21 protein-coding genes are annotated in these 22,109 nt (G+C 64.2%); 8 read left to right on the top strand and 13 right to left on the bottom strand.

Annotated elements, in window-relative coordinates:
* Positions 1 to 2,293: M1 family aminopeptidase (locus RT662_RS03800; RefSeq protein WP_313669300.1), on the top strand; the 2,293-nt coding region annotated here is incomplete at its 5' end.
* Here the strand turns inward: RT662_RS03800 and RT662_RS03795 are convergent.
* The 5 genes from RT662_RS03795 to RT662_RS03775 are packed head-to-tail and all read right to left on the bottom strand — an operon-like array spanning position 2,286 to position 8,734.
* Positions 2,286 to 2,849, bottom strand: a complete 564-nt coding sequence (locus RT662_RS03795) for a GNAT family N-acetyltransferase (protein WP_313669298.1) — start codon at positions 2,847 to 2,849, stop codon at positions 2,286 to 2,288. The two genes, RT662_RS03800 and RT662_RS03795, sit on opposite strands and share 8 nt — an antisense overlap.
* Positions 2,850 to 2,856: 7 nt before the next feature.
* Positions 2,857 to 4,056 carry a DUF445 domain-containing protein gene (locus tag RT662_RS03790; protein WP_313669297.1) on the bottom strand — a complete coding sequence of 400 codons (1,200 nt, stop codon included), beginning with the start codon at positions 4,054 to 4,056 and terminating at the stop codon, positions 2,857 to 2,859.
* Between the two features lie 52 nt (positions 4,057 to 4,108).
* Positions 4,109 to 7,186 (bottom strand): efflux RND transporter permease subunit, encoded by a 3,078-nt coding sequence (locus tag RT662_RS03785; RefSeq protein ID WP_313669296.1) that lies wholly within the window; start codon positions 7,184 to 7,186, stop codon positions 4,109 to 4,111.
* Positions 7,187 to 7,207: 21 nt separating this feature from the next.
* Complete coding sequence (locus RT662_RS03780; protein ID WP_313669295.1) at positions 7,208 to 8,398, bottom strand: efflux RND transporter periplasmic adaptor subunit; 1,191 nt, start codon at positions 8,396 to 8,398, stop codon at positions 7,208 to 7,210.
* Between the two features lie 39 nt (positions 8,399 to 8,437).
* On the bottom strand, positions 8,438 to 8,734 hold the full coding sequence (locus tag RT662_RS03775) for a hypothetical protein (protein WP_313669293.1): 297 nt from the start codon (positions 8,732 to 8,734) through the stop codon (positions 8,438 to 8,440).
* Between RT662_RS03775 and RT662_RS03770 the strand changes: the two genes are divergently transcribed.
* Positions 8,733 to 9,389, top strand: coding sequence for an SIMPL domain-containing protein (locus RT662_RS03770; RefSeq protein ID WP_313669291.1), 657 nt, complete (start codon positions 8,733 to 8,735; stop codon positions 9,387 to 9,389). The two genes, RT662_RS03775 and RT662_RS03770, sit on opposite strands and share 2 nt — an antisense overlap.
* A complete protein-coding gene (locus RT662_RS03765; RefSeq protein ID WP_313669289.1) occupies positions 9,386 to 10,354 on the top strand; it encodes an MBL fold metallo-hydrolase in 969 nt (322 codons plus the stop codon). Before RT662_RS03770 ends, RT662_RS03765 begins: the two co-directional genes overlap by 4 nt.
* A gap of 9 nt (positions 10,355 to 10,363) precedes the next feature.
* Here RT662_RS03765 and RT662_RS03760 read toward each other — a convergent pair whose 3' ends face one another.
* Positions 10,364 to 11,140: an SDR family oxidoreductase gene (locus RT662_RS03760; RefSeq protein ID WP_313669287.1), complete on the bottom strand. Its 777-nt coding sequence runs from the start codon at positions 11,138 to 11,140 to the stop codon at positions 10,364 to 10,366.
* Between the two features lie 104 nt (positions 11,141 to 11,244).
* Here RT662_RS03760 and RT662_RS03755 point away from each other — a divergent pair, with 104 nt between their 5' ends.
* Complete coding sequence (locus tag RT662_RS03755; protein WP_313669285.1) at positions 11,245 to 12,465, top strand: MFS transporter; 1,221 nt, start codon at positions 11,245 to 11,247, stop codon at positions 12,463 to 12,465.
* On the opposite strand, the gene RT662_RS03750 is transcribed toward RT662_RS03755, so the two are convergent.
* The 6 genes from RT662_RS03750 to RT662_RS03725 all read right to left on the bottom strand — a co-directional run bounded on the left by RT662_RS03750 (position 12,462) and on the right by RT662_RS03725 (position 18,729).
* Positions 12,462 to 13,226, bottom strand: a complete 765-nt coding sequence (locus RT662_RS03750; protein WP_313669283.1) for a peptidase — start codon at positions 13,224 to 13,226, stop codon at positions 12,462 to 12,464. The genes RT662_RS03755 and RT662_RS03750 overlap by 4 nt on opposite strands.
* Positions 13,227 to 13,298: 72 nt before the next feature.
* Positions 13,299 to 14,168 carry a transglutaminase family protein gene (locus tag RT662_RS03745; RefSeq protein WP_313669281.1) on the bottom strand — a complete coding sequence of 290 codons (870 nt, stop codon included), beginning with the start codon at positions 14,166 to 14,168 and terminating at the stop codon, positions 13,299 to 13,301.
* An 8-nt stretch (positions 14,169 to 14,176) separates the two neighbouring features.
* On the bottom strand, positions 14,177 to 15,118 hold the full coding sequence (locus tag RT662_RS03740) for an alpha-E domain-containing protein (RefSeq protein WP_313669279.1): 942 nt from the start codon (positions 15,116 to 15,118) through the stop codon (positions 14,177 to 14,179).
* Between the two features lie 4 nt (positions 15,119 to 15,122).
* On the bottom strand, positions 15,123 to 16,574 hold the full coding sequence (locus tag RT662_RS03735; RefSeq protein ID WP_313669278.1) for a circularly permuted type 2 ATP-grasp protein: 1,452 nt from the start codon (positions 16,572 to 16,574) through the stop codon (positions 15,123 to 15,125).
* Between the two features lie 75 nt (positions 16,575 to 16,649).
* The gene (radC, locus tag RT662_RS03730; protein ID WP_313669276.1) at positions 16,650 to 17,330 is read right to left on the bottom strand and encodes a RadC family protein; all 681 of its coding nucleotides are present in this window, start codon (positions 17,328 to 17,330) and stop codon (positions 16,650 to 16,652) included.
* Positions 17,331 to 17,406: 76 nt separating this feature from the next.
* Positions 17,407 to 18,729 carry a hypothetical protein gene (locus RT662_RS03725; protein WP_313669274.1) on the bottom strand — a complete coding sequence of 441 codons (1,323 nt, stop codon included), beginning with the start codon at positions 18,727 to 18,729 and terminating at the stop codon, positions 17,407 to 17,409.
* Positions 18,730 to 18,867: 138 nt separating this feature from the next.
* Between RT662_RS03725 and RT662_RS03720 the strand changes: the two genes are divergently transcribed.
* Both RT662_RS03720 and RT662_RS03715 read left to right on the top strand, forming a co-directional pair.
* On the top strand, positions 18,868 to 19,644 hold the full coding sequence (locus RT662_RS03720; protein WP_313669272.1) for a Coq4 family protein: 777 nt from the start codon (positions 18,868 to 18,870) through the stop codon (positions 19,642 to 19,644).
* 10 nt (positions 19,645 to 19,654) lie between these two features.
* Positions 19,655 to 20,080: an ion channel gene (locus RT662_RS03715; RefSeq protein WP_313669270.1), complete on the top strand. Its 426-nt coding sequence runs from the start codon at positions 19,655 to 19,657 to the stop codon at positions 20,078 to 20,080.
* A gap of 419 nt (positions 20,081 to 20,499) precedes the next feature.
* On the opposite strand, the gene RT662_RS03710 is transcribed toward RT662_RS03715, so the two are convergent.
* Positions 20,500 to 20,679 carry a hypothetical protein gene (locus RT662_RS03710; protein ID WP_313669268.1) on the bottom strand — a complete coding sequence of 60 codons (180 nt, stop codon included), beginning with the start codon at positions 20,677 to 20,679 and terminating at the stop codon, positions 20,500 to 20,502.
* Between the two features lie 360 nt (positions 20,680 to 21,039).
* On the opposite strand from RT662_RS03710, the gene RT662_RS03705 reads away from it, so the two are divergent.
* Both RT662_RS03705 and RT662_RS03700 read left to right on the top strand, forming a co-directional pair.
* Entirely contained in the window at positions 21,040 to 21,294 is a 255-nt protein-coding gene (locus RT662_RS03705; RefSeq protein WP_313669266.1) for a type II toxin-antitoxin system RelE/ParE family toxin, read from the top strand.
* Positions 21,295 to 21,348: 54 nt separating this feature from the next.
* Entirely contained in the window at positions 21,349 to 21,966 is a 618-nt protein-coding gene (locus tag RT662_RS03700) for a helix-turn-helix transcriptional regulator (protein WP_313669265.1), read from the top strand.
* Positions 21,967 to 22,109: the final 143 nt, after the last annotated feature.

Raw genomic sequence — 22,109 nt, 5'->3', positions numbered from 1 at the left:
TTGGCGCGGCGTGACGGCGCTGGAGCCGCTGCAATATCTGGCCTGGTATGTGCTGCCCAGCGGCATCTTCATGGTACAACTGGCGGTGCTGTCGGTGTTCGTGCAAGCGCTCAGCCCGAACAAATATGTCGGCTGGGCGGTGATGGTGGTGTACCTCGTCGCCTCGATCACGCTTGGCAACATCGGGTTCGAACATCCGCTGTATAATTATGGCGCAGTGACGCCGGCGCGCTTTTCCGATCTGAACGGCAACCAGATCGGCGCCATGGGCGGGCTGTGGCTGCAGATCTACTGGAGCTTTGTGGCGCTGCTGCTGGCGGTGCTGGCGCATCTGTTGTGGCGGCGCGGCACCGATGTGGCGCTGTGGCCGCGGCTGCGGGCGTTGCCGCGCCGGCTGGCCGGCATGCCGCTGGCGCTGATCCTGATCAGCTTGGCCGGCAGCGCCGCCAGTGGCGCCTTCATCTGGCACAACACCAATGTTCTGAACGAGTATCGCACCCGTGACGACAATGAAGCGCGGCAGGCCGATTATGAGAAGCGCTATGCGCGCTATCTTGGCCTGAAACAGCCCTCCACCACCGATGTGAAGCTGCGGGTCGATCTGTGGCCGGAACAGCGCCGGATGCAGGCGCAGGGGCAGTTGCGCCTGGTGAACGACACCGGCGCGCCGTTGACGGAGCTGCATGTGCGGCTGGGATCGGCCAACAGCGAGATCGCGCGCATCACAGTGCCGGGCGCCCGCCTGGCCATGGACGATGCCGAGAACAAATATCGCATCTACCGTTTCGATCGGCCGCTGGCGCCGGGTGCCCGGTTGGCGGTGGATTTCACCATCACCCGTGAACAAGCCGGCTTCCCGGCGCGTGGTGAGGATACCAATCTCATCGCCAACGGCAGCTTCATGAACAACGGCGATTTCATGCCGCAGATCGGCATGAGCCAGGATGGCTTTCTGCAGGATCGCGCCAAGCGCCGCAAATATGGCCTCATCCCCGAACGCCGCCTGCCCAAGCTGGGCGACACGGCCGCGCTGGAGCGCAACTATCTGGGCAATGCCGATTGGGTGAACAGCGACATCACGCTGGCCACCAGCGCCGGGCAGACGCCGATCGCGCCGGGCCGCAAGGTGGAAGATCGGGTGGAAGGCGGCCGCCGCATTGCGCGCTTCGTCTCGCCGCAACCGATCCTGTCGTTCTTCTCGGTGCAGTCGGCGGCCTATGCGGAAAGATCCGCCGATGCCGATGGCGTGAAGCTCACCGTCTATCACCACCCGTCCCACGCCTATAACGTGGACACCATGCTGGCTTCGATGCAGACCAGCCTTGCCTATTACGCCAAGAATTTCGGGCCTTACCAATTCGATTATGCCCGCATCATCGAGTTTCCGGGTTACGAGACGTTCGCGCAGGCCTTTGCCGGCACGATCCCGTTTTCGGAATCCATCGGCTTCCTCGCCGCCAACGACGATCCCGAGAAGATCGATTACGTCACCTATGTGACCGCGCACGAGGTCGCTCACCAATATTGGGGCCACCAGATCATCAGCGCAGAAATGCAGGGCGGCACGTTGTTCGTGGAAACCATGGCGCAATATTCGGCGCTGATGGTGATGAAGCAGCTCTATGGCGAGGACAAGATCCGCCGCTTCCTGAAGTATGAGCTGGATAACTATCTGCGCAACCGCGGCGGCGAGATCATCGAGGAATTGCCGCTGAACCGGGTCGAGAACCAGGGCTATATCCATTATCGCAAGGGCAGCCTGGTCATGTATCTGCTCGCTGACCGGCTGGGCGAGGATCGGGTCAACGCCATGCTGGCTGGCATCCTCGCGGCCCACAAGTTCAAGGGGGCGCCCTATCTCACGTCCACGACACTGGTGAACGGCTACAAGTCGCTGGCCCGCAATGACGCCGAACGGCAGCTGGTGAGCGACCTGTTCGAGCGCATCACCCTGTATGATCTGAAGGCGACGGCGGCGACGACCCGGAAACTGGCCGATGGCCGCTGGGAAACGCGGCTAACGGTGGACGCCGCCAAGCTCTATGCCGATGGCAAGGGCGTGGAGAAAGCCGCACCGCTGGCCGACACGATCGACGTGGGCCTGTTCACCGCCAAACCGGGGCAGGGTGCGTTCAGCCGCACCGATGTGCTGGCGATGACGCGGCTGCCGGTGCAATCGGGCAAACAGGTGCTGGTGCTGATCAGCAAGGCCAAGCCGGCCTATGCCGGGATCGACCCTTACAACAAATATGTCGACCGCAACTCGGACGACAATCTGGTGGATGTCAGCTGAGGCGCTCGGCCCACAGCGGGTAGAGCGGCCCCGCGGCAAAGCCGGCACGATCGATACTGTAATAAAGGTGGGTGACCGGCCCGGTGGACAGCTGGGCGATCATCTGCCGGCCGGTCAGCGTCGCACCGATGCGGGTGACTGCGGTGCGGCTGCGGATGTTGGTTTCGCCGATCAGGAAGATCACGCGTTCCACGCTCTCCAGCGCGTGGCCGACCATCAGCGCCTTCATGATGTGATTGGTGCGGCTGCCCCAGTGGCGGCGGACCAGGAAGGTCCAGCCCACTTCCACTTCACCGGCTTCGGCGCGGCTGAAATCAAAGCGCGAGGAGCCGATGAGGACGCCGGTCGCCGGTTCTTCGGCGACCAGCATGCCGGCGCTGGCCAGGCCATCATCGAAGAAGGCGCGGAACACCGGTTCCTGCCAGCGATCATGTGCTGGGTGGCCTTCCCAGATGCCGGGATCATGGGCGGCGGCAAACAGCGCCGGCCAGTCGTCTGCGGTGGCGGGGCGCAGCGTGACGGCGGGATGGGTGAGGGTGGGCTGGCGATCAAGCATCGGGCACTCAGTGTGGCAGGAGGACAAAGCGCGCGCTGGCATAGATGACCACGCCGATGCAACCGCCGATCAGCGTGCCGTTGATGCGGATGAACTGCAGATCGCGGCCAACCGCCTGTTCCACCTTATCGGTGACGGTTTCGGCATCCCAGCTGCGCACGGTTTCGGAGACCAGCTTCACGATCTCGTCGCCATGGGTCTTGGCGAGGCCGGCAACGGCGCGGCGCAGCGCCTTGTTGAGGCTGGCCTTCAACGCCGCATCGTCCTCGATACGGCTGCCCACGGCCACCAGCGCGCCGCCCAGGCGATTGCCATCGGGCTGTTTCAGGCTGCTGGCCAACGCGCCGCGTGCGGCATCCCACAGGCCCTGCACCCAGCTGCCCATCGCCGGATTGGCGAGCAGATCATCCTTGAAGCCTTCCACCCGCGCCTGGCTTTCGGGGAAGTGGCGCAAATCGAATGTCCACTGTTTGAAGGCATCAACGAGGCGCTGGCGCACCGGGTGCCAGGGATCATGCTTGATCTCCACCAGCAGGCGCTGCACCGAACTGATCATCGTATCCGACAGGCTTTCATCGGCGCCGGCGAGGCGCAGCAGCCAGTTGGTACGCTCCGTCACCTTGCCGCGGATGTTGGGGGCTTCATCGACGATGGTCGCCAGCCCCCATTCGACAGCAGCATCGATCAGCAGTTCGTGGCGGCCACCGGCCACCAGCGTGTCCACCGCATCGGCAACGATGGGGGACAGCTGCATGGATTGCAGCCGGCCGCGGGCCAGATCTTCCACCGCCTTGGCGATGGCGGGATCATCCAGCCCGTCGATCAACTGGCCAACGAGCGGCGCGATGCCCTTCTTGCGGTTCGGGCCTGGGGCAGGTGGCGCGGCCAGCCAGCGCGCCAGCACGCCGGCCAGATCGGCATCGTCCAGCCGGCGGGCGACGACCTGGGGTTTCAGGAAATTGTCTTTCAGGAACTGGGCCAGCGTTTCGCCCAGCCGGTCCTTCTGTTGCGGGATGATGGCGGTGTGCGGGATCGGCAGGCCCAGCGGGTGACGGAACAGCGCGGTGACGGCGAACCAGTCGGCCAGGCCGCCCACCATCGCCGCTTCACTGAACGCCATCACCCACGGCACCGCCGGATGGGCTTTGGGAAACATCAGGCAGACGATGAAAATCACGGCCATCGCTGCCAGCAGCAGCGTCGCCATCAGGCGCATCCGGTGAAAGGGCGATTCCGGCAGCAGGCTGTTCAGGGCAAGATCACTCCGCAGGTGTGGCGCGGGTGACCTTAGCAGCCCCTTCGTTATTGGTGAACCACCGCTTCATACGCGGGGCCAGCCATTCTTCGACCGAAACGGCGATGGAGAAGCCGGCCGGCACGATGATCAGGGTAAGGGCGGTCGAAACGATCAGGCCGCCGATCACCACTATGCCCATCGGCGCGCGCTGGGAACCATCACCACCAAGCGCCAACGCCACCGGCAGCATGCCCGCCACCATCGCGATCGTGGTCATGATGATGGGCTGCACGCGCTTGTGGCCAGCCTCAAGAATGGCCTCCAGCTTGGGCACGCCCTTTTCCATTTCCTCGATCGCCATGTCGACCAGCAGGATGCTGTTCTTGGCAACGATGCCCAGCAGCATGAGCAGGCCGATGAACACCGGCATCGAAATGGGGGTGTCGGTGATGGCCAGCGCGGTCAGGCCGCCCAGCGGGGCGAGCAGCAGCGACATCATGTTGACGAAGGGCGGCAGCACCCGCTTGTACAGCAACACCAGCACCGCAAACACCATGACGACGCCGGCGATAACCGCCAGGATGAAGTTCTGGACGAGTTCACCCAGCCATTTCTGCATGCCAAGGCGTACCGTTTCGACGCCGGGCGGCAGGTTCTTCAGGCTGGGCAGCTGGTTCACCTTGGTCTGCACATCGCCGGACAGCAGGCCCGGGGCGAGATCGGCACCGATCAGGATACGGCGCTGCTGATTGAAGCGGCGGATTTCGGTGGGGCCGGCGCCAAAGCTGATTTCGGCGACCACCTTCAGCGGCACGGTGCCGCCGCGCGCGGTGGGCACCGGCAGATTTTCAATGGTGGAAAGATTGCGCCGCGAGGCTTCGGCCAGCGCGACCCGGATCGGGATCTGGCGATCGGCGACGCTAAACTTGGCGACGTTCTGATCGATATCGCCCAGCGTGGCGATGCGGATGGTTTCCGAAAGCGCCGCCGTGGTCACGCCCAGTTCGGCGGCGAGATCGAGACGCGGCTTGATGGTGATTTCCGGCCGTTGCAGCCCGCCATCGATCCGCGCCTGGCGCAGTTCCGGCATGGTGCGCATGTCTTCCACCACCTTGCGGGCGGTGTTGTCGAGCAGGGCGGGATCATTGCCGGTGAGGGTGATGCTGATCGGGCGGCCGCCGGGCGGGCCATCGCCCTGGGACGAAAAGCCGATGCGCGCATCGGGAATGGCGGCCAGCTTGGGCGCCATGGCACGTTCCCAATCGATGCGGTGCATCGTGCGCGATTTCTTCAGCGTCAGATAGATATTGCCGCCGCCAACATCGACATCGGCGAAGGCCAGCGCCAGTTCCGGCGAACTTTCGACCACCGCCACGGCCTTGTCCACAATGGCTTCGGTCTGCGCCAGCGTGACGCCCGGCGGCAGGGCGATGGTTACCTGGGCGTCGTCATTGTCGACGTCGGGCTGGAAGGTCATCGGCAGGGCGGCAAACAGCACGATCGTCAGCCCCAGCGCGACGCCGCCAATGCCGAACACCGTTTTCATGCGATTGGCCAGCGCCCAGTTGAGGATGGTCATGTAGGTATCGACCCACTTGCCCGTGCCATGTTCGGCCTGGCCTTCGCTCTTCAGGAAGAAGGCGGCCAGCATTGGCGTGATCAGGCGGGCGACGGCAAGGCTGATCAGCACGGAGACCGCAACGGTTGCGCCGAAATTCTTGAAGAACTGCCCGGAAATGCCGGGCATCAGCGCCACCGGCAGGAACACAGCGACAATCGACATGGTGGTGGCAACAACGGCCAGGCCGATCTCGTCAGCCGCGTCCATGCTGGCCTGCCAGGCCGATTTGCCCATGCGCATGTGGCGAACGATGTTTTCGATCTCCACGATGGCATCATCAACCAGCACGCCCGCCACCAGGCTGAGCGCCAGAAGCGAGAGCTGGTTGAGGCTGAAGCCCAGCCAGACATCGAGGAACCAGAAGGTGGGTACGGCCGACAACGGGATGGCCAGCGCCGAAATCACCGTGGCGCGCCAGTCGCGCAGGAACAGCCATACCACCAGCACGGCCAGGATCGCGCCTTCGATCATCGCGTCGATGGCGCCATTATACTGGTTCTTGGTATATTCGACCGAGGTGAAGATCAGCTTGAACGAAACCTTCGGATATTGCGTGCGAAGGGCATCGATTTCCTTGATCGCCGCATCATACACCGTGACGTCGGACGAGCCCTTGGCCTTGGCCATCGAGAAGCTGAGCACCTGGCGGCCATTGAGCTTGGAAATGCTGCGCTGCTCGGCATAACCGTCGCGCACCTCGGCAATATCGGCAAGCCGAATGCTGCGGCCCTGGCCAAGATTGATCTGGGTTTCGCCGAGGCCCACGGCGTTGCGGGCATTGCCCATCACGCGCACCGATTGTTCGGCGCCGGCGATTTCCGCGCGGCCACCAGCGGCGTTGAGGTTCACCTGACGCAGCTGGGCATTCACCTGGCTGGCCGTCACGCCATAAGCCTGCATGCGATCGGGATCGAGGATCACCCGGATTTCGCGGCTGACACCGCCCGAACGGCGCACCTGTGCCATGCCGGGTATGCCCAGCAGGCGCTTGGCCACGGTGTTGTCGACGAACCAGCTGAGTTCTTCCAGAGTCATCGCCGTGGATTCAACCGCGAAATAGGCAATCGGCCCGCCGGCAATGTCGAGCCGGCTCACCTGCGGCTGCAGGATGCCCTGCGGCAGATCGGAACGGATGTTGGCGATGGCGTCGCGCACATCGTTGACGGCGCGATCGATCGGCGTGCCGATGGCAAACTGCACCATGGTGCGGCTGCTGCCTTCGGAAACCGTGCTGTTCACTTCATCGACGCCGGTGATGTTGCGTACCGCGGCTTCAACCCGCTGGGTGACCTGGTTTTCCAGCTCCTCCGGGGCAGCGCCCGGCTGCGTTACCATGATCATCGCGCCCGGGAATTCGATATCCGGCTGGTTGTTGATATCCATCGCCCGGAACGAAAGGATGCCGGCCAGCAGCAGCAGTGCGAACAGCACCAGCGGCGGCACCGGGTTCTTGATCGACCAGGCGGAAATATTGCGCATTGCGGGCGTGTCCTGTCGTGATCAGCGCGTGGCGGTCGGAGCCAGCACCGGCTTGATCGTGTCGCCCGGCTTCAGGAAGGCGCCAGCACTGGCCACCACCCGTTCCGAGCCCGTCAGGCCCGAGGCAATGCCAACGCCGGCATCGCCGATCGCGCCAACCACGATGCTGCGGCGCTCCACCTTGTTGTCCTTGCCCAGCACATAGACGAAATTGCCGCTCGCATCGGCCAGCACGGCTGATTGCGGCAGCAGCGGCCGGGTGGTTTCGCCGCCTTCGATGCGGGCGCGGGCAAAGGCGCCAACCCGCAGGCCCGGTGAATAATCCAGCTGGATGCGCACGATGCCCTGGCGGTTGGCCGGATCGATGACGGGATCGATCAGCCACACCTTGCCCCTGAAGCCTTCGGTCGCGCCCACCGGGGTGACCAGGGCTGTCATGCCCACCTTCAGCCGGGCGAGATCCTGTTCGGCCACCTGGGCGCGCATTTCCAGCGCATTGCCTTCGGCGAGACGGAACAGCGCGCCGGTGCCGGGGCCGACCACCTGGCCGGTTTCGACATTGCGCGACAGGATCAAGCCAGCGGCCGGCGCCCGCACGTCGAGCCGGTCAGCCCGTTCGCGCGCGGCGCCCAACTGGGCGCGTGCCACGCCGACGCGGGCCTGCGCGCCATCACGGGTGGCGATGCGCTGATCGATATCGGCGCGGCTGATGAAGCCCTTTGCTACCAGGCTTTCGGCACGGGCCAGATTGGCCTGCGCGAGCCGGGCTTCAGCTTCGGCCTGGCGAACGCCGGCGGAAAGCTGGGCGATTTCCTGGGTTTGCACCTGGCGATCAATCTGGGCCAGCACCTGGCCGGCGCCCACGCGCTGGCCGGGTTCCACCATCACGCGCACCACGCGCCCGCCTTCGCCCTGCACGCCCACGGCGGCATCGCGCTTGGCGGCAATGCTGCCCGGGGCGGTGATGGCATCAGCCAGCATGGTGGTGCCCGGCACCAGCACGGTCACTTCCGGGAGGTTGCTGGCGGTCACGGCCGGCGGTGCGGCGGGGCTGAGTAGCTTCCAGCCAGCCACGCCAGCCAGCGCGACGGCCAGCGTGATCAGGCCCGGCTTCAGCCAGCGGTTGCGCCCGGACGGCACGTCGCCTTCAGCCGGCGGAAAGGAATAGACCTCGGCCGCGGCTGGCGAAGGGACGGACTGGTGGGCGTTCATTGACATAATTCCTCTGCGAGGGTGTATTATCGAAATACATCACCGCATGCAAGAGGCTTTCATAAAGCAAGTCGATGGCAGCAAAAAGGCAAATTTGAGCGTTACTCGACGATATTTCGCCGCACATGCGAAGCGAAAATTTGCAGGGGTGACGGCGGCGAGCAGTCGCGCCATCATGACGGCTTCGCGATCCAGGAGCTGATCCATGCGCTTTTCTGCCGTTCTGCTGCTCTTGCTTGCTGCCGCCGCCTCCGGACCTGTCGTTGCCCAGGATGTTACCAAGGTGCCGCCGCCTGGGCTGCCGCCGCTGACCGCTGACGGTCCCATGCGCTTCATGCTGCAACGCACCGCCGCGATGCCGGCCATGCTCACGGTCACCGCCAGTGCCGATGTGGCGCGGGCGCCGGACCAACTGCGGATGACGGCCGGCGTGCTGACCACAGCGGCCACGGCGGCCGAGGCGATGGCGGCCAATGCGGCCCGCATGAACGCCGTGCTTGCGGCCCTGAAGGCTGCCGGTGTTACCGATCGGGATGTGCAGACCACCGGGCTCAGCCTCAACCCGCAATATCGCTATGAGCAGAACCAGTCGCCGATCCTCACCGGCTACCAGGCCCGCAACAGCATCAGCCTGCGCACCCTGAAGCTGGCCGATGCCGGCAAGCTGATCGATGTGGCGATCAAGGCCGGCGCCAACGAGGTGCAGGGACCGGAGTTCACCCTGGCCAATCCGGACGCCGCGCTGGACGAAGCGCGCACCGCCGCCGTTGCCAAGGCCCGCGCCCGGGCAGAGCTTTATGCCAAGGCTGCCGGCCTGAAGGTGAAGCGCATCGCCAGCATCAGCGAAGGCGCCGGCGCACCGGAACCCGGCCCGCGGCCGATGCTGCGCATGGCGATGGCCGAAGGCGCTGCGGCGCCGCCGGTGCAGCCGGGCGAATTGTCATTGTCTGCACAGGTAACGATCAGCTTTGAACTGGAGGGCCAGCCATGACGCAATTCACCCGCGGCCTGCACGAAATCGGCGACGGCCTGTTCGCCTGGCTGCAGCCCGATGGCGGCTGGGGCTGGTCCAACGCCGGACTGATCGTGGAGGGCACGCCCGGTGATGGCGCGGCGGCGCTGGTCGATACCTTGTTCGACACGCAACTGACGGCGGAGATGCTGGCCGGCATGGAGCGCGCGACCGGCTTTGGCACGGCGACCATCGGCCAGGTGGTCAACACCCATGCCAATGGCGATCACACCCACGGCAATCATCTGCTGGAGAAAGCGGACATCATCGCGTCCGAGGCTTCGGCGCGCGAGATGGAGGCGTTTTCGCCGGCGCTGCTGGCGCAGTTGAAGGCGGCAGGTGCGGCCGGGCAGATGGGCGTGGCTGGCCGCTATTTCGCGGACGTGTTTGCGCCGTTCGATTTTGCCGGCGTGCAGGAACGCGCGCCGACCCGCACCTTCTGTGGCCAGGCCCAACTGGACGTGGGCGGCCGCGCGGTAGATCTGATCGAGGTTGGCCCGGCGCACACCGCTGGCGACGTGCTTGTGCATGTGCCGCAGGCGAAGGCAGTGTTCACCGGCGACATCTTGTTCATCGAAGGCACGCCAATCATGTGGGCCGGGCCAGTAGCGAACTGGATCGCCGCCTGCGATCGCATCATCGCCATGGATGTGGACGTGATCGTGCCGGGCCATGGCCCCCTCACCGACAAGGCCGGGGTGCGCGAAGTGGCCGATTATCTGGCCTATATCGATCGCGAAGCCCGCGCCCGCCACGCCGCCGGCCTGTCGGCGGAGGACGCCGCGCGCGACATCGGGCTGGGGCGTTATGCGACGTGGAAGGACGCTGAACGCATCGCGGTCAACGTCGACACCTTGTATCGCGAATATAACAACGACCCGACTCCGCCCGATGCCATCCGGCTGTTCGGGCTGATGGGGCAGATCTATTACGACAGGCGCTAGACGCCGCGATCAGGCCGCCGTCACACCGCCATCAATCACGAAATTCTGCCCTGTCGTGAACGCCCCGGCCTTGCCGGCCAGGAACACCGCCATGCCGGCAATTTCATCGGGCACGCCGATGCGCTTCAACGGCGCGGTGGCGGTGGAGCGCTTCAGAGTTTCGGCATCATCCCACAGCGCCTTGGCAAAATCGGTCTTGATCAGGCCGGGCGCGATGCAATTCACGCGCACATTGTCGGGCCCATATTCACAGGCGAGGTTGCGGGCGAGCTGCATGTCGGCCGCCTTGGAGATGCAATAGGCGCCGATGATGGTGCTGCCGCGCAGGCCGCCGATGGAGGAAACGATGGTGATGGTGCCATCCTTGCGGGCGCGCATCGCCGGGGCGACCATGGAAATCAGCCAGTGGTTGGAAACGATGTTGTTCTGCAGGATCTTGGTGAACTGCTCATCCGAGATGCCGGCTTGCGGGCCATAATAGGGGTTGGACGCCGCATTGCAGACGAGGTGATCGATCTGGCCCCATTTGGCGACAGTGGCATCAACCAGCGCCTGAAGGCTTTCCTTGGCTGCGATGTTGGCCGGCACGCTGATGGCGGCTTCGCGGCCCACGGCGGCGTTGATCTCGTCCTGTGCGGCTTCGCAGGCATCGGCCTTGCGGCTGGAGATCACGACATTGGCGCCATGTTCGGCCATGCGGTGGGCAATGGCCTTGCCGATGCCGCGGCTGGAACCGGTGATGAGGGCGGTCTGCCCGGTCAGATCGAAAAGGGCTGGCAGGGCCATTGTGAAGTCTCCCCAGTGGTTGTTTGACGCAATCTAGGCCGCTGCTGCACCATCTGTCCACGCGCCAAGAGTGACAGGGTGATGACAGCCTGCCATCAAACGCCATGACCGAATCAACCCCCGCAAAACTCAGCTCCAACGGCGTGCGCGCCACCTTGCTGTCGTGCCTGTTCTTTGCGGGTTTCGGCGCGCTGATCCCGCATCTGCCGACCTGGCTGGATGCGGCGCAGGGCTTCACCGGCGTTCAGATCAGCCTGGTACTCACGGTTGGCGGCCTGTCACGCATTGTCGTGGGGCCGCTCACTGCCGCCTGGGCCGCAGGCCAAAGCGACAAGCGCGCGCCGCTGTTCCTGTTCGCTTTCCTGCTCACGGCCGGTTTCGCCTCGCTGTGGTTCGTGGAAGGTTTCTGGCCGGTGTTTGCCATCATCCTGTTGATGGATGTCGGCTTCTGGGGGCTGTTGCCGGCGGTGGAAGCCGCGCTGATCCGGCTGACCAAGACCGGGCTGCCACCCTATGGCTTCGCGCGTGGCCTTGCCTCGGCGGCGTTCATCGTCGGCTCGTCCAGCGTTGGCGCGCTGGTGACGGATTTCGGGCCGTGGGCGATCTGGGCCTGGCTGCTGGGCGTGTCGATCGCGCTGATCGGGGCGGCCTTCGTGATGCCCAAGGAGCCGGTGCGGGGCAATGAGGAAGGGGATTTTCTCGGCCGCCTGAAGGAAGGCGTGGGCCTGCTCAAGAACCGCCGCTTTGCGCTGCTGATCTTTGCGGCTGGCATCTTGCAGGCCACCCACGGCTATTTCTATGGTTTCGGCGTGCTGATCTGGACCAAGGATCAGGCGATTTCGCAGACGGTGGCGGGCAATCTCTGGTCGGTCGGGGTGGCGGTGGAAGTGCTGTTCCTGATGTTCCTTGGCGGCTGGTCGAGCAAGTTCGCGTCGGAAACGCTGATCCTGGTCGGCGCTGTCGCCTGCATCATCCGCTGGACGGCGATGGCCTTCCTGCCGCCGGAATGGGCGCTGTGGCCGCTGCAGGTGCTGCACGCCGGCACCTTTGCGGCCGTGTTCCTGGGCGCGATGCGGCTGGTCAACCAGATGATGGGCGATGAACAGACGGCGACGGCGCAGATGATCTACATGGCGCTGGCCTCGGCCCCCGCCCAGGCCTTTACCACCTTCGTTTCCGGCTATCTCTATGATGCGCTGGTGGCCGATGGCGATGCCGCGCTCGGCTATCTGGCGATGACGGGCGTGAGCGTGGTGGGCCTCGTGCTGGCGTTGATGCTGTGGGTCACGCGCGCCAAGCCAAACGCGCAACTGGCACCTGCCTAACTGCGCAATTCCTGTTCCGGCTGGCTGGCATATTGCGGCAGCGGGATGGCAGCGGCAGCAGCCCGCAGGGCGTTGCTCCACCGGTTGTTGAGTTCGCTGTAATATTCATCATCCACCTCGATGCGGTGGATGAGTTCCAGATCGGAAACGCCGCTGCGGATGGTGGCGATGTCCACCGGCAGGCCCACGGCCAGGTTTGATCGCATCGTGGCGGAGAAGCTGATCAGCGCGATCTTCAACGCTTCGGCCATCGGCGTCTCATAGGTGAGCATGCGATCCAGCACCGGCTTGCCATATTTGGTCTCGCCAATCTGCAGGAACGGCGTGTCGGACTGGCACTCGATGAAATTGCCGGCGCCATAGATCTGGAACAGGCGCGGCCGCCGCCCGCCGATGCTGCCGGACAGCAGCAGCGTGGCATCGGTATAGACGCTCTCGTCCTTCACGACCCGGTCGATCTCCTCCTTGGCGTCGGAAAGCGCCTGGCCCACCAGTTGTGCGGCGCGGAACACGGTGGGTGCCTCGGCCAGCGTTTCCTTCTCGCCGGTGTCGGGCATCACCACCCCCAGCGCGACGCGGGAAAGCGCGCTCTGGGTGACCGACAATGATCCGGCCGATGCGCACATGATCACCCGGTCCGGGCCATGCTCCATCACCCGCAGCTTGCGATAGGTGGAGATGTTGTCGACCCCGGCGTTGGTGCGGGTATCGGCCATCAACACCAGGCCTTCGCGCACGAGAATGCCGATACAGTAGGTCATGAGTGGTTTTCCGGGTTCCTGCAATCTTCGCCAAGATTGGCGGCTTTGCCGGCCAGCGGCAAGGGGGGCACGTCAGCTCTGGCTTTGCACCTGGGTCTGGCTGCCCAGTTCGCCAAGGCCGGGATGCTGGCCGCCGGCCTGGCCAGTCGCCTGGGTGGTGACAGCCACGTTCATCGTTTCCATGCCGCCGCCGCGCCGGGCGCCGCGCACGGGCGCGCAATCACGATAATCCAGCCCCACCGCCACACGCAGATAGGCTTCAGTGGCGCACATGCCGTTGGTGGGATCAAAGGCAACCCAGCCCAGATCGGGGATCAGCGCTTCGGCCCAGGCATGCGCTGCCGGTTGGGTGATCAGGCCATCGGCGCGCACCAGATGCCCCGAAACATAGCGCGCCGGGATGCCCATGCAGCGGGCCACGCTGAGGAAAACATGGGCATAATCCTGGCACACGCCTGCCCGGATCGCGAAGGCATGGGCCGCATCGCTGTGGGCGTGGGTGACATCGGCATCAAAGGTCATGCTGTCATACAGCAGCCCGGTCAGCCGGTGGCAGCTGGCCAGCGCGTCGCCGGCATCAAGCTGGCGGGCCAACGCCTTGATGGCATCATCAGGCACGGTCAGTTCGGTCTGCCGCAGATAGACCGTGGACGGCAGCCGCTCAAAGCTGCCGGTGAGCACGCCATGGCTTTCGATCGTGTCCACTTCGCCGGTCACATGCAGGGCGACACGCTGCACCGGGCCATCGGGGTAAAACATGTGGGTGATGTTGCCAAAGGCATCCTCACCGCGGCGCAGATGGCCATCGACTTCGGTATCGATACGCCAGTGCACCACATGCTGGCCATCATGTCCGGCTGGCTGAACGCGCAACAGTTGCAGCACGTCGCTGGCGGCCTGCGCATATTCGTAGATGGTGGAATAATCGACCCGGATGCGCATGGCGACTTTCAGAAAAGATATTGTTCGGCAATGGCTTCGCCCAGCCGGTTGTTGTCCACAATGAACTGCGTCAGGAATTCGTGCAGGCCGCTGGCAAAGATGGAATCGATATTGCCGTTGGCCAGTCGCGCGTGGCCGGTGCTGGCCAGCCGATGTGCCGGGCCGCGGCGGCCACTGTGGCTGGCGAGCAGATCGAGGTGGCGCAGGATATCGTCATAACAGGCGGCAAGACTGCGCGGGATCTGGCGGTTGAGGATGAGCAGATCGGCCACCAGCCACGGCTTCACACTGTCGTTGTACACCCAGCGATAGGCGGTCATGGCGGAAACCGTGCGCAGGATCGTCGTCCATTGGAAATAATCCAGGCTGCCGCCAACCGGTTCATCGCGCGGCAGCAGCAGGTGATATTTCACATCCAGCAACCGGGCCGAATTGTCGGCCCGTTCGATGGCGGCGCCCAGGTTGGTGAACCAGAACGCATCGGACCTGAGCATGGTGCGGTAATTGGCGCCATCAAAGGCAGCGATGGCGTGCTTCACATATTCGATCAGCTGCGCCAGCGTTTCGCGGCTGGAAAGATGCGTGCCATAGCGGCTCACCTCCAGCCAGGCGGTGTTGATCGCTTCCCAACCTTCCTCGGTCATCGCGGTGCGCACGGCGCGGGCATTGTTGCGCGCGGCTTCCAGGCAGGAACGGATGGAGGAGCTGTTGGCGGCGTTGAGCGTCAGATATTCGGTCACCTCATGTTCGTCGACGGCAAGGCCGGTGGCGGCAAAACCATCGGTCTGGCAGGCGGCGGCCAGCGCTGATTCCCACGCGTTGGAGGCGCCGCCATAGGAAGAGGGCAGGGCGGCCAGCCGCTGCGTCGCCTCGATCAGGCGCGCGGTGAAGTCGGCGCGCTCCAGATAGCGCCCGATCCAGTAGAGGTTTCCGGCGGTGCGGCTCAGCATGTGCTCATCCGTCGATGATCCACGTGTCTTTCGTGCCGCCGCCCTGGCTGGAATTCACCACCAGCGATCCCGCTGTCATGGCGACACGCGTCAGCCCGCCCGGCACGATGCGCACGCCGTCCGCGCCGGTCAGCACGAAGGGCCGCAGATCGACATGGCGCGCCGCCACGCCGCCATCGGTGGCGGTGGGGCAGGTGGAGAGTGCCAGCGTTGGCTGGGCGATGAATTTTTCCGGATTGGCCTTCAGCTTGGCAGCAAAGGCAGCGATCGTGGTCTTTGATGCGTGCGGGCCGACCAGCATGCCATAACCGCCCGATCCATCCACTTCCTTCACCACCAGTTCGGGCAGGTGATCGAGCACATACATCAGCGCTTCCGGTTCGCGGCAGCGCCAGGTTGGCACATTGGCCAATATGGGCTCCTCGCCGGTATAGAAACGCACGATTTCGGGCATGTAGCTGTAGATCGCCTTGTCATCGGCAATGCCGGTGCCCACCGCGTTGGCCAGCGTCACATTGCCGGCGGCATAGGCCGACATCAGTCCTGGCACACCCAGCATCGAAGTGGGGTTGAACACCAGTGGATCGATGAAGTCATCATCCAGCCGGCGATAAATCACGTCCACCCGCTGCGGGCCTTCGGTGGTGCGCATGAACACGATATCATCGCGCACGAACAGGTCGCTGCCTTCTACCAGCTCGATGCCCAACTTGTCGGCCAGGAAGCTGTGTTCGTAAAAGGCGCTGTTGAACTGGCCCGGGGTGAGCAGCACGCAGGTGGGGTGGCTGCCGCGCTGCTTGCGCGGGCTCACGCTGGCCAGTGTTTCCAGCAACTTTTCCGGATAGGTCTCGACCGGCGCCACCTTCACCTGATCAAACAGTTCCGGCACCAGTTTCAGCATCACCTCGCGGTTCTCCAGCATGTACGACACGCCAGACGGGGTGCGGGCATTGTCCTCCAGCACATAGAAATCGTCGCTGCCGGTGCGCACCAGATCGATGCCGGCGATATGCACCCACACGCCGCCCGGCGGGGTGCGGCCCACCATGTGCAGGCAATAGGCCGGGTTCATCAGCACCAGTTCCGCGGGCAAGATGCCGGCCTTCAAGATTTCCTGCGCGCCGTAGATATCGGCCAGGAACATGTTCAGCGCCCGCACCCGCTGTGTCAGGCCCTTTTCCAGCCGGGTCCATTCCGTGCGGGTGATGATGCGCGGCACGATGTCGAACGGGATCAGCCGCTCGGTTGCCTGCGCATCGCCATAAACGGCAAAGGTGATGCCGATGCGGCGGAAGAACAGCTCGGCCTGGGCGCGTCTTGCGGCCATGAGTTCGGGCGAGCTGTCGGCCAGCCATTGCCGGATGGCGCGATAGGCATGCGTCACCCCCGCCGGCGAACGGCTGTCATAGCCTTCGCCGGAGCCGAACATCTCGTCAAAGGCCGGTATGGCCTGCATTGCCCCTCCTGCATCGTTGCCGCAGCTTTTGTGCGAAGTTGCCGGCCCAAGCGCAAGGTTATTATTGCGTATTGGTCAGATCAGGCCCTGCGCTCGCATCGATACATGCCCGGTCGATCCGATGATCACGTGATCATGCACGGTCAGGCCCAGATGCCGCCCGGCTTCGATGATCGCCTTGGTCATCTGGATGTCATCGCGGCTGGGTTGTGGATCGCCCGATGGGTGATTGTGCACCAGCACCACCGCCGCCGCGCCGAGATCGAGCGCGCGCTTGACGATTTCCCGCGGATAGACTGGCGCGGCGTTGACCGTGCCGTCGTTCATCACCTCATCACGGATCATGATGTTGCGGTTGTTGAGAAAGATCACCCGGAACTGCTCGGTGGGCCGCTGGGCCAGCGCGGCATGGAGATAATCCAGCAGCGCCTGCCAGCCACTCAGCACCGGGCGATTGAGTGCCTGCTGCTGCAGGGCTTTCAACATCACTGCCTCGACAAACTTGATCGCAGCCGCCGCGCCGTCGCCCAGCCCTTCGACGCGCTTCAACTCCTCCGGCGTGGCGGCAATAACTGCGGCGAGGCTGCCGAACTCATCGGTCAGCCGCTTGGCCAGCGGTTTGGTGTCCTGCCGGGGGATGGCCAGCGCCAGCAGATATTCCAGCAGCTCATAATCATGAAAACCATCACCGCCAGCGGCCAGCAGGCGTTGGCGCAGGCGCTCACGGTGGCCGGAAGAGGAGGGCGCGTCACTCATGGCGCAGCAGGGCAGGGGCTTGAAGCCATCAAGCGCATGATTGCACTGGCCAACCGCCTTGCCAAGCCGGCGAGGCTCAGCTCGGATCGCAATCCTCGGCCTTCTTGCGCCTGCCACCCAACAGCCCGCCCATCACACCGCCCAGGGCATCGCCGGCCGACGGGCGATCGCTGCATTTCGGTTTGGCGCCGCGCCGGTTGCTGCGGCGTGGGCGATCCTCGTCGTCGCCGCCCATCATTTCGGCCATGTTCATGCCGGCCGGGCCGCCGGCACGCGCCACAAAGCGCGCCTTCACCGCATATTGCTGATCCCACGCGATTTTCGGATCGGCCGGGCGCGGTGGGAACAGGAAATTCTCCTCCGGCCCATGCGCCACCAACGAAACCAACCCATTGGGCGCTGCCGCCATCACCTCCTTGGGGATCGCGCAATTGGTCTGGGTGGGCGGCATCAACTGTTTCGTGCCCACCAACCGGGCAGCTTCAGCTGGCGCGATATAGTCCCCCAGTGCCGAAATGAAGGCCTGGCTTTCGGAGGAGGACCAGAACACCAGCGTGGCGCCTTTCGCTGGGTCGTCGCCTTCGCCGCCCATGAAGCTGGCAAAGTGCCCGGTGGCCTCCGGCAACTGGTTCCAGCTCATGGCAATGGCACCCGAAGGCGCCTTCTTCTGATCAAGGTTCAGCGCCGCCATGAAATCTTTGCTCAGGCTGAAATCGATTTCAGGGATATAATTGCCGCGCACCGCATGATCGCCAATCAGGCTGGCGGTGGCCGGCACACCCTGGCGACTGGCGCGATCATCGTTGGGCCAATGGCCGTGATTGGGCCAGCCGGCATAAGAAGGGGGCCGGGCGATGCGCACCCGTTCCCCAGCGAACAAACCGGGCGGCACCTGGCCAGCGGCCATCCTGGCAAAATCGATCACCACCGGCTGGCCGGGGCGGGCGGTTTCACCACAACCCCAGAACAGCAAGACGCGTCCCTTGGGCGGTTCATAATCTTCCGGTTCCGATGGAGTCGCCGCCGCACGCTGCGGGCTTTTCAGGAACAAGAGATCACCCATGTTCATGCCCGCCGGGATCAGGTGGCGGGCCAGCGGCGGCGGCGTGGCGACCAGCAGCTTGCCGCCCAGATCAAGGCTGAGCGATTTCGCCATGGCACCGGGCTGCTGGCCGCTCATCGCCATGCGCATCATGTCGCCGGGGGATGGCATATTTCCGCCCATGCCAAAGCCCGTCATCGTCTGGGCCGAAAGCCAATAGACGGCCTTGGGTGGGATCACCTTCTGCACGATCGCGGCGGGCCTTGCGGGCTTGGGCGGCGGCTTGCGGGCCTGGCCCTGTGCCATCACCGGCATCAGCAGTGTCGCCGCCATTGTCAGCATCAGGATGCGCCGCATCGTCCGTCCCCCACGCTTGTGCAATCGCCCAAGTGTATCAGGCTGGCCCGCCACGCCAACTCCGCAGCAATGCCTATCCCGCTTGTTGGGTCCCTTCTGGCATGACAAAGTGAAGCCACAGCTTTTCGGGAGGATCCCATGCACCAGGTAGACCGCATTTTCGGGGAGAAATTCCTCACCGCCATCGATGATTTCTACCGCTATGGCGTCCACCTGCTGTTCAACGAATGGTGGGAAACGGCGCCGCAAGACACGATCGACAAATATGTGGTGGCGATCACCGAGCATCCCGAGCACGGGCCTTTGGCGGCCGCCGGCTGGATGGCGCCGGATTTCAGCCTTGCCATGGTCGCCGATTGCGCGCCGGGCACGCTGGGTGCCGCCTGGCGCGAGCATATGGTGACCAACGGCCTCGCCGAAAAACTCGCCGCCGGTTACGCCGATCTCACCGCCGATTTCGAAGCCAGCGGCAAGCTCGCCCGCCTGCCGGACGTGCTGAAATACAAGGTGTTGCGCGGCTACCAGACTCACGATCTCCACCATGTGCTCACCGGCTACACCACCCACCCGTTCCACGAACTGGCGCTGCAGGCGTTCAGCCTCGCGCAGATGGACTATCCCTATTCGGCGATGACCCTTTCGGTCATCATCAGCCACGCCACGCTGGTCGATCCCTGGCTGATCCAGCCGGCGATGGATGCCATCACCGATGGGTGGGCGCTGGGTCGCCGCTCGAAATCCATCCAGTTCATCGATTTTGAAAACCAGATCCATCGCCCGCTGGCAGACTTGCGCGCCGAATATGGCCTGACCCGGGCAACGCCGTTCGTGCCGATGGTGCCACGCGTGTCGGAACTGGTGGCACAGGAACTGGTGGTGCAGGAAAAGATGCGGGAAACGGCAGCGGCGGCCTGATGCGGCGGCCATGCTGATCGAACTGCTCATCGCCACCGCCATGGTGCTGGCAACGGTGTTCATCCACGCCGTTGGCCTGCTGCTGCTTGGCCGGCTGACGCGCTATGAAATGCTGGAAGAACGCAAGCTGGCGATCAAGCCGCTGTCGATGGCGGCCGTCGGGCTCACCATGTCGGTGGTGCTCGGCCTGTTCGTCCTCCACGCCATCGAAATCTGGCTCTATGCCGCGCTCTACCTGGAGCTGGATGCCATCAAAACGCTGCGCGAAGCGGTTTATTTCTCCACCCAAACCTATGCCGCCATCGGCTTCGGCAACGAAGCGCTCGATCCGCAATGGCGCCTCCTCGCGGCCATCGAAGGCGTCAACGGCGTCATCCTGCTCGGCTGGTCTACGGCGTTCTTCGTGACCGGAATGCGGCGGCTGGGGCATTTGTGAAGGGGTAGGTAGAAGGCCTCCGGCGGGCAGGGACTCGTCCCTGCTCCCGTTTCTTTTCGGGCGGTCCCTGCGGTGGGCGCCTGCCATCCTGTTTTGAAAGAGCCAACAATACCCCGCCACACGTGCGGGCCATTTCACTTTGTGCGTTTTATTTGACAGTTTTGACGCATTTCGCGGGCCTCACCACGCCCATTTCAACAATTGGCCGGTGACGCCGGGCCGGGAAGGTCGCATAGTCAGCCAACGGCATGAGTCCGTTCAGGAGACAGACGATGGCCAAAGGTCAGGCAAAATCCAACAAGGAAGTCCGCAAGCCCAAGAAGGAAGCCCCCAAGAAGGTGATCCAGGCCAACCCTTCGACCAAGTGATCTGATCGACGGCGCACCTGACGGGAAGCGCATGGCCTTGCCCCTGTGCCGTTAGCGCAGGCTGGCAATGCCCAACCGGTCTTCCTTCGCCCGCGCCTTCACCGATTCCTCACTGCGGGTCAGCGCCTTGGCGATGGCGCGCAGGGGCATGCCCTTCTTCGCCAGCGTGTGCAGTTTCTGCACTTCATCGCTCGTCCACGCCTGCTTGTGCCGCTCGAACTTCTCGCCCATCGCGCACACTCCCCTCAAACCGCCGCTGCGCCGAAAATGCCATGCGCCCGGCCGATATCGCTGCATCACCGCCGCCAGCGCAGGCGTCAACGTCGTTCTTCGCGGCAAGGGCCTCCGGCGGGCAGGGGTGACCCCTGCACCCGTTTGCTTTGGGCATGGCGCACCGTCTCCATCGGCGCGCTTGGTGGGGTTGTAGGTTGCAAAGGTTACAGTTTTTTCCGCATGTGCGCGCGTCCCTGGACGGTGGCGCGTAACCTTCGCGCCACCCGCAGTATAACCGCACCCGCCGCGTGTAGGACAGGCAGGGGAACGACTCCGGCGGCGATTGCGCCTTATATCGAAATGTTATAAACACCCGATATGGCCAAGCCCATCGAGTTCAGCCGTGAGGCGTTGAAGGCGCTTTCGCGGATGGATCGGGCAACGGCCCGGCGCATAATTGCCAAGATTGATCAGTTGGCCACGGCTCCTGAAGAGCTGGCCAACAATATCAAGCAACTGGCAGGCGGAGAGGGCTTGATGCGGTTGCGCGTGGGCGATTGGCGCGTGGTGTATCGCGATGGCCAAGTGCTGGCGATCATCCGCATCGCCAGCCGAGGAAGCGTTTATGAGTGAGGACCGGCAATGACCTATCAACCCCAGCATTTCACCGCGCCCGATGGCACCGAGATGGTGGTGCTGCGCGCGGCCGACTATGCCCGCCTCGCCGCACTGGCCGAGGATGCCGAGGATATTGTCGCCGGCCGCGCCGGGTTGGCCAGCATGGAACAGGAAGGCACCGTGCCGGGCGAGGTGGTGGCCCTGATCATTAATGACGGCCTGACCCCGGTCGCCGCCTGGCGCCGCCATCGCGGCCTCACCCAAAGCGACCTCGCCCGCCGCGCCGGGCTGTCTCAAGTGTGGGTAAACCGGATCGAGGCGGGAAAGGGACATGGCACCCCGGCGACACGGCGGAAGCTGGCGGTGGCACTGGATGCGCCTGAATGGGCGTTGGATGGGCTTGGAGAAGCAGACGAACTGGCAACGGAGAAACCGATCATGGACAAGCAGACGTTCAAGAACGAAATCGAACTTCAGTTGGATCATGCCCGCCAAACCGGGAAAACGTCTCTGCTCATTTCTGCCGGTGAAATTCACCGAGCCGTTGGCGGCTACCCTGGGTCTGGCCACAGAATGCCGATCTGTTGTGCGGCGCTTCGAGAGTTGGCGGATGAATTGAACGCAGATTTGGTGAGCAGCCCGCCGAAGGGCAATGGCGCGTCATTGGCGTATCGATTTAGTTTCTGAAGCGGGAACGGCCGGCGGCCGCGCTGGAGGCCCAGATGTGTGCGATGGTTGGTTGATGATAGGAGCGGAGGCCGCTGGATTTCGAAACAGCATCAGCCCGGCTTAGGCCAATCTGGTAGCATTTCCCCAGCGAGCTTAGCTCG

The organism is Sandarakinorhabdus sp. (assembly GCF_032115815.1).
Classification (GTDB): domain Bacteria; phylum Pseudomonadota; class Alphaproteobacteria; order Sphingomonadales; family Sphingomonadaceae; genus Sandarakinorhabdus.
The sequence above is the reverse complement of the archived record's forward strand: the minus strand, read 5'-3'. Positions and strand labels throughout refer to the sequence as shown.

Excerpts from the sequence above, each read along its gene's own strand:
- RT662_RS03795 (WP_313669298.1), bottom strand. The coding sequence starts at position 2,849 with ATGCTTGATCGCCAGCCCACCCTCACCCATCCCGCCGTCACGCTGCGC.
- RT662_RS03790 (WP_313669297.1), bottom strand. The coding sequence starts at position 4,056 with ATGGCGACGCTGCTGCTGGCAGCGATGGCCGTGATTTTCATCGTCTGC.
- RT662_RS03785 (WP_313669296.1), bottom strand. The coding sequence starts at position 7,186 with ATGCGCAATATTTCCGCCTGGTCGATCAAGAACCCGGTGCCGCCGCTG.
- RT662_RS03780 (WP_313669295.1), bottom strand. The coding sequence starts at position 8,398 with ATGAACGCCCACCAGTCCGTCCCTTCGCCAGCCGCGGCCGAGGTCTAT.
- RT662_RS03770 (WP_313669291.1), top strand. The coding sequence starts at position 8,733 with ATGCTGCAACGCACCGCCGCGATGCCGGCCATGCTCACGGTCACCGCC.
- RT662_RS03775 (WP_313669293.1), bottom strand. The coding sequence starts at position 8,734 with ATGAAGCGCATGGGACCGTCAGCGGTCAGCGGCGGCAGCCCAGGCGGC.
- RT662_RS03765 (WP_313669289.1), top strand. The coding sequence starts at position 9,386 with ATGACGCAATTCACCCGCGGCCTGCACGAAATCGGCGACGGCCTGTTC.
- RT662_RS03760 (WP_313669287.1), bottom strand. The coding sequence starts at position 11,140 with ATGGCCCTGCCAGCCCTTTTCGATCTGACCGGGCAGACCGCCCTCATC.
- RT662_RS03755 (WP_313669285.1), top strand. The coding sequence starts at position 11,245 with ATGACCGAATCAACCCCCGCAAAACTCAGCTCCAACGGCGTGCGCGCC.
- RT662_RS03750 (WP_313669283.1), bottom strand. The coding sequence starts at position 13,226 with ATGACCTACTGTATCGGCATTCTCGTGCGCGAAGGCCTGGTGTTGATG.
- RT662_RS03745 (WP_313669281.1), bottom strand. The coding sequence starts at position 14,168 with ATGCGCATCCGGGTCGATTATTCCACCATCTACGAATATGCGCAGGCC.
- RT662_RS03740 (WP_313669279.1), bottom strand. The coding sequence starts at position 15,118 with ATGCTGAGCCGCACCGCCGGAAACCTCTACTGGATCGGGCGCTATCTG.
- RT662_RS03735 (WP_313669278.1), bottom strand. The coding sequence starts at position 16,574 with ATGCAGGCCATACCGGCCTTTGACGAGATGTTCGGCTCCGGCGAAGGC.
- radC (WP_313669276.1), bottom strand. The coding sequence starts at position 17,330 with ATGAGTGACGCGCCCTCCTCTTCCGGCCACCGTGAGCGCCTGCGCCAA.
- RT662_RS03725 (WP_313669274.1), bottom strand. The coding sequence starts at position 18,729 with ATGCGGCGCATCCTGATGCTGACAATGGCGGCGACACTGCTGATGCCG.
- RT662_RS03720 (WP_313669272.1), top strand. The coding sequence starts at position 18,868 with ATGCACCAGGTAGACCGCATTTTCGGGGAGAAATTCCTCACCGCCATC.
- RT662_RS03715 (WP_313669270.1), top strand. The coding sequence starts at position 19,655 with ATGCTGATCGAACTGCTCATCGCCACCGCCATGGTGCTGGCAACGGTG.
- RT662_RS03710 (WP_313669268.1), bottom strand. The coding sequence starts at position 20,679 with ATGGGCGAGAAGTTCGAGCGGCACAAGCAGGCGTGGACGAGCGATGAA.
- RT662_RS03705 (WP_313669266.1), top strand. The coding sequence starts at position 21,040 with ATGGCCAAGCCCATCGAGTTCAGCCGTGAGGCGTTGAAGGCGCTTTCG.
- RT662_RS03700 (WP_313669265.1), top strand. The coding sequence starts at position 21,349 with ATGGTGGTGCTGCGCGCGGCCGACTATGCCCGCCTCGCCGCACTGGCC.